General features: G+C 70.0%; 7 protein-coding genes and 2 riboswitches. Of the genes, 5 read left to right on the forward strand and 2 right to left on the reverse strand.

Features of this window, described 5'->3' with window-relative positions; genetic code table 11:
• Positions 1–10: 10 nt before the first annotated feature.
• Positions 11–278, reverse strand: a riboswitch (cobalamin riboswitch).
• A 504-nt stretch (positions 279–782) separates the two neighbouring features.
• Positions 783–1,008: riboswitch (cobalamin riboswitch) on the forward strand.
• Positions 1,009–1,088: 80 nt separating this feature from the next.
• From ACYP33_RS18775 to ACYP33_RS18785, 3 genes are read left to right on the forward strand one after another with little or no spacing between them, the layout of a single operon-like run.
• Positions 1,089–1,592: a cobalamin biosynthesis protein gene (locus tag ACYP33_RS18775; protein WP_459623279.1), complete on the forward strand. Its 504-nt coding sequence runs from the start codon at positions 1,089–1,091 to the stop codon at positions 1,590–1,592.
• Between the two features lie 55 nt (positions 1,593–1,647).
• Complete coding sequence (gene cobO, locus ACYP33_RS18780; RefSeq protein ID WP_414449508.1) at positions 1,648–2,250, forward strand: cob(I)yrinic acid a,c-diamide adenosyltransferase; 603 nt, start codon at positions 1,648–1,650, stop codon at positions 2,248–2,250.
• Between the two features lie 14 nt (positions 2,251–2,264).
• The gene (locus tag ACYP33_RS18785) at positions 2,265–3,572 is read left to right on the forward strand and encodes a cobyrinate a,c-diamide synthase (RefSeq protein WP_459623458.1); all 1,308 of its coding nucleotides are present in this window, start codon (positions 2,265–2,267) and stop codon (positions 3,570–3,572) included.
• Positions 3,573–3,667: 95 nt separating this feature from the next.
• Here the strand turns inward: ACYP33_RS18785 and ACYP33_RS18790 are convergent, their stop codons facing one another.
• The gene (locus tag ACYP33_RS18790) at positions 3,668–4,291 is read right to left on the reverse strand and encodes an RNA polymerase factor sigma-70 (RefSeq protein ID WP_459623280.1); all 624 of its coding nucleotides are present in this window, start codon (positions 4,289–4,291) and stop codon (positions 3,668–3,670) included.
• Positions 4,292–4,767: 476 nt separating this feature from the next.
• Between ACYP33_RS18790 and ACYP33_RS18795 the strand changes: the two genes are divergently transcribed.
• On the forward strand, positions 4,768–6,072 hold the full coding sequence (locus ACYP33_RS18795) for a M23 family metallopeptidase (protein ID WP_459623282.1): 1,305 nt from the start codon (positions 4,768–4,770) through the stop codon (positions 6,070–6,072).
• A 276-nt stretch (positions 6,073–6,348) separates the two neighbouring features.
• On the opposite strand, the gene ACYP33_RS18800 is transcribed toward ACYP33_RS18795, so the two are convergent.
• Positions 6,349–7,656 (reverse strand): MFS family transporter, encoded by a 1,308-nt coding sequence (locus tag ACYP33_RS18800; RefSeq protein ID WP_414449511.1) that lies wholly within the window; start codon positions 7,654–7,656, stop codon positions 6,349–6,351.
• Here ACYP33_RS18800 and ACYP33_RS18805 point away from each other — a divergent pair.
• Positions 7,642–7,906: hypothetical protein (locus tag ACYP33_RS18805; protein ID WP_459623284.1), on the forward strand; the 265-nt coding region annotated here is incomplete at its 3' end. The two genes, ACYP33_RS18800 and ACYP33_RS18805, sit on opposite strands and share 15 nt — an antisense overlap.

Below are 7,906 nucleotides of genomic sequence, written 5' to 3' on the forward strand. Positions count from 1 at the left end.
GCCGGCGCGCGGCCGTCCCGTGGTTCTGGCCGGTATCCGGGCTGACGACAGCGCCGCTTCGCCTTCCCGGACGCGGTTCGCATCCAGTGGCCGAGCCGCGCATCGAAAACTTCGACGCGCGGTGAAGCGGGCCTCGCATCGCGTTCGCGATGCATTCGCTTGACCGTTGCGGGGGCAGCACAGGCGGGCGCCGTCCGCGTCGCGGCGAGGCCTCCTGTTTCCCGTTCAACTGCGTGCGCAGGAATCCGCACGCGAGCACCAAAACGCGTGCGAGTGTAGGCGTCGCGTCGGAACGCGTCAAGGCGACGCGGGGTGGCTGGCGGGGCCGGAACGGTGTCGGGTGGGAACGGCATCAGGTGGGTGTGGCGTCGGGCGGAACGGCGTCGGGTGGGCGCGGTGTCGAGCCGGAACGGCGTCGGGTGGGCGCAGCGTCGAGTGGGCACCGCATCGTGCAGGAACGGTGTCGAGTGGGCACGGCATCGGGAAGGAACGGCATCGGGTGGGCGCGGTGTCGAGCCGGAACGGCGTCGGGTGGGCGCAGCGTCGGGTGGGCACCGCATCGAGCCGGAACGGCGTCGGGTGGGCACGGCGTCGGGTGGGCGCGGTGTCGAGCCGGAACGGTGTCCGATGAGAGCGGCGTCGGGCGGGACCGAGCGAGGTGCGGAGCGGCACACGGATGGCCGGTTTCCGGCCGCCGACGAGCCGGAAGCCGGCGGGCGCCAGTCCGACAACCGCCCAGCGACGGCCTGAAAATCAGCCGGAAGCCGCCCGGAACCGCTGTGCTATCGTATGCGCGCGTTCGGTGCCCGCCCCCGCATTCGCGGTGGCGGTTAAACGGGAAACAGGGCGCGGCGCGAGCCGCACAGCCTGTGCTGTCCCCGCAACGGTACGCCGCCGGCGACGCGCGCAAGCGCTCGCACGGGCCGACCACAGCCACTGCCGCTCGCGGCGGGAAGGCGTCGGCCCGGGGCGGCCAGCCCGGATACCGGCCGACGCAAGCGGCGGGCCACGGCCCGCCCGACGCGGCGTTCGCGAGGGACGCACGCCGCGCGAACCCGCATCGCTACCGCATTCTTGATCGACACCGCATGACCCGTTCCGCTCCGGACCACGCCCCGCACGCATGGCGTCTCGCCGTCGGCGTCGGCTGCCGCGCCGGCCGCCCCGCCGAGGCCATCGACGCCGCCATCGACGCCGCGCTCGCGCGCCTCGGCGCGCTTTACGGCCACGAGGCCGCGTCGCGCGCACACATCGCCTGCGTCGCCACGCTCGACGCGAAAGCCGGCGAACCGGGCCTGGTCGCATGCTGCGAGCGTCATGGCTGGCCGCTGCGCGCGATCCCGCGCGAGGCGATCGCGGCGCCCAGGCAAACGCCTGAAGCACCTGAAGCACCCCAAGCATTCGATGCACCTCGCGACGATGTCGATACCGATCCCGCAACCGGCCCGCGCCGCCCATCCGCCGTGCAGGCACGCTTCGGCATCGACGGCGTGTGCGAGCCGTGCGCGCTGGCGGCCGCGCCGCAGGGCCGGCTGCTGGTGCCGAAAACGATCGTCGACGGCGTGACGGTCGCGATCGCCGGGCCGGCCTGAGCCCGCCCCTCCCCTTGCTTGCCCCGAATTCCGAACCCCGAAGGACCGACACCCGATGAAAACCGATCCCGAATCGCATCAGCGCATGACCGAACGCCGCCGCGCCGGCCACGAGAAGAAGCAGGCCGCGGCCACCGCCGAGAAGGGCCTGCTGATCGTCAACACCGGCAACGGCAAGGGCAAGAGCACCGCCGCATTCGGCATGGCCGTGCGCGTGCTCGGCCACGGCATGAAGCTCGGCGTGGTGCAGTTCATCAAGGGCGCGCTGCACACGGCCGAGCGCGACCTGCTCAACACGTTCGCCGAATGCGATTTCGTGACGATGGGCGACGGCTACACCTGGAACACGCAGGATCGCGAGAAGGACATCGCCACCGCGCGCAAGGGCTGGGACGAGGCGCGCCGCATGATCGACAGCGGTGAATACCAGATGGTGATCCTCGACGAGCTGAACACCGTGCTCAAGTACGACTACCTGCCGCTCGACGAGGTGCTGGCGGTGCTGAGCGCGCGCGCGCCGTCGCTGCATGTGGTGGTGACCGGCCGCCACGCGCCCGACGCGCTGATCGAGGCCGCCGATCTCGTCACCGAGATGCGGCTCGTCAAGCACCCGTATCGCGAACAGGGCGTGAAGGCGCAGCCCGGCGTGGAATTCTGAGCGTGACGGCCGACATGCTGGCGTGCCCGGCGCTGTTCCTGAGCGCGGGCGGCTCCGGGCAGGGCAAGACCTCGGTCACGGCCGGCCTCGCGCGGCTGCATCGGCGGCTCGGCCGGCGCGTGCGCGTGTTCAAGACCGGTCCCGACTTCCTCGATCCGATGATCCTGGAACGCGCGAGCGGCGCGCCCGTGTACTCGCTCGATCTCGGCATGGTCGGCGAGGCCGGCTGCCGCGCCCTGCTCGCGCGCGCGGCAGCCGAGGCCGACCTGATCCTGATCGAAGGCGCGATGGGGCTGTACGACGGCACGCCGAGCAGCGCCGATCTGGCCTGCCGCTTCGGCGTGCCGGTAGCCGCGGTGATTTCGGCGAAATCGATGGCGCAGACGTTCGGCGCGCTCGCGTTCGGTCTCGCGCGGTTCCGGCCGGAGCTGCCGTTCCACGGCGTGCTGGCGAACCGCGTCGGCTCGGCGCGGCACGCAACATTGCTGCAGGCCGCGCTGCCCGACGACATCCGCTGGCTCGGCCATCTGCCGACCGATGCGGCCATCGCGCTGCCCGAACGGCATCTGGGCCTGCATCAGGCCGGTGACATCGACGATCTCGACGCTCGCCTCGACCGCGCCGCCGATGCGCTCGCCCAGACGGCGCTCGCCGCGCTGCCGCCCCCCGTCGCGTTTGCCGCACCCGAGCATGACGCGCCCTTGCCGCGCCGGCTCGACGGGCTGCATGTGGCGGTAGCGCGCGACGCGGCGTTCTCGTTCGTGTATCCGGCCAATCTGGCGCTGCTCGAGGCGCTCGGCGCGCGCGTCACGACGTTCTCGCCGCTGGCCGACGCACCGCTGCCCGATTGCGACGCGCTCTATCTGCCGGGCGGCTATCCCGAATTGCATGCGGCGCGCCTGGCCGGCAACACGCGCAGCGCGGCCGGCATCGCCGCGCACGTGGCGGCCGACAAGCCCGTGCTGGCAGAATGCGGCGGGCTGCTCTACTTATGCGACACGCTGACCGATGTCGACGGCGTCACCACGCCGATGCTGGGCCTGCTGCCCGGCGCCGGCGCGATGCAGCGCCGCTTCACCGCGCTCGGCATGCAGCGGCTCGATACGCCGCTTGGGCCGATGACGGGCCACACGTTCCATTACTCGAAGCTGCAGACGCCGCTCGCGCCGGCCGCCGTCGCCGTGCGTCCCGACGACGGCGCGCGCGGCGAGGCCATCTATCGGCACGGGTCGATCGTCGCGAGCTACCTGCACGGGTACTGGCCGTCGAATCCGCGTTGCCTGGCCGCGATGCTGCGCGGGGAATGGCCGCCGCTCGCTTGAACGAGCGACGCGCCGGCCGGGTGGATCGGATGGATCAAGCCGATCGAATGAATCGGGCCAATCAGGCACATGCAGGCACATGCAGGCCGCACCGCTCAACGCCGCCGCGCCCCGACCGCGAACGCCGGCGGCACCGCGCCGCGATCGAGCGCATCGAGGCAATCGGCACAGTGCCTTACCACGTCGCGCACCATGAAATGCACGAGTGTCTGCGAGACGGCCAGCGCATCGGCCGCCGTCGCGAGCGATTCCTCGTGCACCCGCACCATCTCGAACGCTGCCCGGCTACGCGCCGGCACATGCGCCAGCGCGTGCTGCATGCGCGCGAGCGTGTCGCGCGTCAGCGCCGTGGCTTCGGGCGTCGGCTCGGGTGACGGCACGTCGAGCCCCGCCGCCTCATCCGCATACCAGGTAGTTTCGAGCGACTGGCGGCGGCACACGTCGATCGAGGCATTGCGCACCATCCGCGTCACATAGGCCAGCGGCTGGCGAATCGCGTCCTGCCCCGGAAAATCGACAAGCCGCACGAGCACGTCGTGCACCACGTCCTCGGCGCGGCTCGCGCAACCGGTCACGCCACGCGCGACATTGACGAGCATCGCGCGATGCCGCACCAGCACCTGCACCAGCGCGCCGCCGGGGTTTGCCGGGCGCCGCGCGCGCATCGTCACCACCGGGCGCCGCCCGGGCACCCCCCTCGAATCCATCGTGTTGAACATGACGATGCGCTCCTCTGGTCTGACAGGACCCGCCCGCTGACACCACGCTCAGGCCGACGATCCGATAGCCGGTTCGCAAACCGGGGAAGCTTCGAATTTAATGCAAACGCAAATCATTCTCAATATTATTAATGCATTTGATCGATACTCACCAAATGAGAGTTCTCTCAAAAATCATGCATCCTTCGCTCATTTACATCTAACCCCATATTAATTTCCAGATTTGACGGAACGCGCGTGACTTCTCGCTGTCATGTTCTGAGCGTCGATTCTCACCGCAGGGCTTTTTTTCCCTCATCGATGGATCTCCGTTCGGAGCGGTTCATCCCGCGTCGTTGGGCCGAACGGAACGTACCCGGCCGCCTCCACCGGCCGTGCGTCGATTGCCGAAGTGCTGCCCGGCCGCGCCGCGTCGCGCGCCTGTCGCGCAGCCAGCCCTTTCCCACACCCGTTTGCCCTGAACCCGCTTTTTGAGGATGTGGAGCCCGTTGAGCCCGATTTCCGATGTTTCCGCCATTGCCGGCGCGCCGGTCGCGCCCCGGCCTGCCCGCCTGCACGCGTTCGCGCGCCTGATGCCCGCCGCCTGCGCCCTGGGCGCCCTTGCCACCGTCAGCCTGGTCGCCACCCTGCCCGCGATCTCGCAGCCCGTTTCGCCCACCGCCCTGCGCGCGGCCGGCACGCCGCAGCACGTGTTCGCGGCCACGCCGTTTCCGAGCGCGCAGCGTTTCGTGACCGACCAGCTCGAAGCGGCCATCGCCGCACGCGGCACGCCGCCCGGCCAGTTCGCCTCGCGCTTCGCGCCCGGCTCCACGCTGCTGGGCGACGCCACCGACGCGTTCTCGCTCGACACGCCCGCCGCCGCGTTCGGCGCAAGGCCGCTCGTCACCGGCCTGCGCGTCGGTGCGGTCGAGCACACCTTCTCGCAGACCTTGCGCCAGCTCGACATGCCGCCCGAGATCCGCATCCAGGTCGGCGACCTGATCCCCGTGCAGATGCGTACCCACGCGCCGGCGCTGACCGGCGACCGCTATCGGGTCGGCTGGGAGAGCACGCCGCAAGGCCCGCAACTGACGGCGCTCGACGTACGCATCGCCGGCCGCAAGTTCAGCGCGATGTGGTTCCAGCCGCCCGGCGCCGCCCACGGCGCGTTCTACACGTTCGACGGCACGCCGCTGGAAGCAGCGGCCCTGGCCATGCCGGTAATCGCCACGCGCATCAGCTCGCCGTTCGGCGTGCGCATCCATCCGATCTCGCACCTGCGGCTGTTTCATACCGGCGTCGATCTGGCCGCGCCGCGCGGCACGCGCGTCAATGCGGCGGCCGACGGCGTGGTGGCGTTCGTCGGCACCGATCCGCATGGCTATGGCCGCTATGTGGTGGTCGATCATCCCGATCGCACCTCGACGCTCTATGCGCACTTGTCGGCCTGGGCGCCGGGCCTGAAGGCCGGCATGCAGGTCGCGCAGGGGCAGCGGCTCGGCGCGGTGGGCATGACCGGCGCGGCCACCGGCCCGCACCTGCATTTCGAGGTGCGCCTGGCCGATGCTCAACCGGTCGATCCGATCGTCGCGCTGGCCGACGCCAGCAACCGGCTCTCGCCGATGCAGCTCGACGCGTTCCGTCGCAACGTGACCGACCTGCGCACGCAGTTCGCCGCGGCGGCGGCCGGCCCGGCCGTGGGCATTGCGATGCTCGGCGGCATGCCGGCCGGCGCCGGCCTCGGCACGCCCGCCCCCGCGCTGCAGATGCTGCCGGCGCCGCAAGCCGGTGCAGCCTCATAACAGTGCTGCCATCGCGGCGGACAGCCGAACGCTCCGGTGCGGCAAATGCCGTCGGGGCCGCCTCATGACGGCGCCGCCATCGCGGCGTACAGACGAAAAAAAGCCCGCCATGAAGGCGGGCGCGAATCCCAGTCAAGGAGGTGTCACACGAACTACGGGTTCAGATTAAGCGGCCCGCCCCGTGTCGACAACCAAGCATTTCCGATAACGTTATCGCCTGCGCGCCGCTAAGAACATGGCGCGCCCGGCTTCGATCACATCGATCGGCCAGCGCGTTCACGGCTCGTTGCGCAGATAGCCTTCCTTGGCCGGCTCGCGCATGAAGAACGACACGATCAGCGAGATCGCGCAGAGCGCCGTCACGTACCAGTAGAACGTCGATTCCGTGCCGGCCTGCTTGAACCACAGCGCCACGTATTCGGCCGTGCCGCCGAACACCGCGTTGGCCACCGCATACGACAGCCCCACGCCCATCGCACGCACCTCGGGCGGGAACATCTCCGCCTTGATCAGGCCGCTGATCGACGTGTAGAAGCTGACGATCGCCAGCGCGATCGTGATCAGCACGAACGCCGTCACCGGGCTCGACGTGTCGGCGATCGCATGCATCAGCGGCACCGTGCCGATCACCGACAGCGCGCCGAAGAACAGCATCGAGGTGCGCCGGCCGATCCGGTCCGACAGCGCGCCGAACACCGGCTGCAGCAGCATGTACACCAGCAGCGCGGCCGTCATCACGTTGCTGGCCGTTTTGGCGTGCATGCCGCTCGTGTTGACGAGGTACTTCTGCATGTAGGTGGTGAACGTGTAGAAGATCAGCGAGCCGCCCGCCGTGAAGCCCACCACCGTGAAGAACGCGCGGCTGTGATACTTCAGCACGCCGCGCATGGTGCCCGCGCCGCGCGCCTGACGCGATTCGCTGGTGGAGGTTTCGTCGAGCGACTTGCGCAGCCAGAGCGAGACGAGCGCCGCGCAGGCGCCCACCAGGAACGGAATGCGCCAGCCCCAGGCGCGCAGCTCCTCGGTGCTCAGCAGTTGCTGCAGGATCACGAGCACGAGCAGCGCGCACAGCTGGCCGCCGATCAGCGTCACGTACTGGAACGACGCGAAGAAGCCGCGCCGCCCCTTCAGCGCGACCTCGCTCATGTAAGTGGCGCTGGTGCCGTACTCGCCGCCCACCGACAGCCCCTGGAACAGCCGCGCCACCAGCAGCACGACCGGTGCGAGCGCACCGATCTGCTCGTAGGTCGGCACCGCGGCGATCACCAGCGAGCCGCCGCACATCATCAGCACGGAGATCATCATCGCGCTGCGCCGGCCGCGCCGGTCGGCGATGCGGCCGAACAGCCAGCCGCCGATCGGCCGCATCAGGAAGCCGGCCGCGAACACGCCGGCGGTGTTCAGCAACTGCGTGGTGGGATTGCCGCTCGGGAAGAACGCGTGCGCGAAATACAGCGAGCAGAACGAATAGACGTAGAAGTCGAACCACTCGACGAGATTGCCCGAGGACGCGCCGACGATCGCGAGCACACGACGGCGGGTGTCGTGCGGATCGATCGTGGCCTGGGCATGAAGGTCGGTCATGAGAGGGAGTTCCTGTTGTATCGGCTGGGATGCCGGGCGGCGGATCGGCCGTGCCGGCTCTCGGGCCCGGGTTGCGCGGGCAGCGTGCGGATGGCGCACCGCGCGGCATTCTATCGAATTGAAAGGTTTATTGCCTTCGGGACTCGCCCTGATGGCGTGGCGATGGACACGACCGAGCCGGGTGGCGCCGCGGCAGGCAACCCCGGCCTGAAAACAGCGCGGCCGGCAACGCTGTGTGCGTTGCCGGCCG

Source organism: Burkholderia sp. 3C (assembly GCF_054589155.1).

Excerpts from the sequence above, each read along its gene's own strand:
- ACYP33_RS18800 (WP_414449511.1), bottom strand. The coding sequence starts at position 7,656 with ATGACCGACCTTCATGCCCAGGCCACGATCGATCCGCACGACACCCGC.
- ACYP33_RS18775 (WP_459623279.1), top strand. The coding sequence starts at position 1,089 with ATGACCCGTTCCGCTCCGGACCACGCCCCGCACGCATGGCGTCTCGCC.
- cobO (WP_414449508.1), top strand. The coding sequence starts at position 1,648 with ATGAAAACCGATCCCGAATCGCATCAGCGCATGACCGAACGCCGCCGC.
- ACYP33_RS18785 (WP_459623458.1), top strand. The coding sequence starts at position 2,265 with ATGCTGGCGTGCCCGGCGCTGTTCCTGAGCGCGGGCGGCTCCGGGCAG.
- ACYP33_RS18790 (WP_459623280.1), bottom strand. The coding sequence starts at position 4,291 with ATGTTCAACACGATGGATTCGAGGGGGGTGCCCGGGCGGCGCCCGGTG.
- ACYP33_RS18795 (WP_459623282.1), top strand. The coding sequence starts at position 4,768 with ATGTGGAGCCCGTTGAGCCCGATTTCCGATGTTTCCGCCATTGCCGGC.